This window comes from Neobacillus drentensis, from assembly GCF_036965645.1.
GTDB classification, from domain to species: Bacteria; Bacillota; Bacilli; order Bacillales; family Cytobacillaceae; genus Neobacillus; species Neobacillus drentensis_D.
The window spans coordinates 15,081-16,082 of sequence record NZ_JBALPZ010000202.1 but is presented as its reverse complement, the minus strand read 5'-3'; the positions used below and the strand labels follow the sequence as shown (position 1 = coordinate 16,082).

General features: G+C 34.4%; 1 protein-coding gene and 1 pseudogene. Both read right to left on the bottom strand.

Features of this window, described 5'->3' with window-relative positions; translation table 11 throughout:
* Nucleotides 1-181: 181 nt before the first annotated feature.
* Nucleotides 182-262 (bottom strand): putative holin-like toxin, encoded by an 81-nt coding sequence (locus V7266_RS30845; RefSeq protein ID WP_420491514.1) that lies wholly within the window; start codon nt 260-262, stop codon nt 182-184.
* Between the two features lie 516 nt (nt 263-778).
* Nucleotides 779-1,002 (bottom strand): annotated as a pseudogene (locus V7266_RS28125) (carbohydrate ABC transporter permease); the annotation flags it as partial.

Here is a 1,002-nt window from a genome sequence, read left to right as displayed (position 1 = left end):
CAAATATTAGTTGAAAATTTTGCAATAACATTAATATCAGTTATAATAAAACTAATTAATGAATAAATTAAAAAAAACCGGACATGCAGCAACATGTCCGGTCAAGCAATAGATGGTTCCATCAAAGGGGTCGGCTATTGTAGAGTGATAATCCACCCGAGCCTCTTAACTCAAGGGTGGATTATTTTTGTTTAGATGACAGTACTTCTACGATTAGACTCGCAAAAGCAATCATAATCATTAAGGTTTCGAAAACTGTCATTCAGCATCCCCCCTTTCTGTTGGGAGTGAGCCGACCACCCTTGAGAAATCCTATTCTATTGCACCTCTAGCTTATCATAATCCAAACAAAAAGAGAACATATGTTCTTGTTATTTTGGTTTCTTTTTAATTATTGATTTATAGCAAAAAATGAGTAGCTATTTAAACTACTCATTTTTCAAGCACTTAGCTTTCCTTATTCCAGCAGCGTCGAATCCTACTTTTTCTTCGCTATGCTTCTTACTTTGATAACAGCACATCATTTTTTCAGGAAAAATGATTCCTAATATTTCTTAAACTCAATCCTTTTGTATGAATATTTACCTTTCCGCTTAGATGACACACTATTTTATTATCATTTGCAAATCTTGTCATTTTTCCCTCTTTTGAATTTTGCATGCTCAAAAACCGACATATTTAAGACCAGAATCTTCTGGTAAAACGATCACCTGGGACGGGGAATCTGTTTTAAGATTTGTAAACAAATTGATTAGACATATAAACCCCTGCCCAAACATTATTTAACACTACCAGCTGTAAGCCCTTGCAGAAAGTATTTTTGAACAAACAAAAATACAATAATTAACGGTGCACTTGCCATGAATGATAAGGCCATTAAGGCATTCCATTCCGTTGTAAACTCACCAATGAGCATTCCGATCCCAATGGTAAGTGGTCGAACATTGATATCATTCGTTAATACGACTGCAAATAAAAATTCATTCCAAGCAAGTATAAACG

Bases quoted from the DNA above. Each gene is read 5' to 3' on its own strand.
- V7266_RS30845 (WP_420491514.1), bottom strand. From the start codon at position 262: ATGACAGTTTTCGAAACCTTAATGATTATGATTGCTTTTGCGAGTCTA.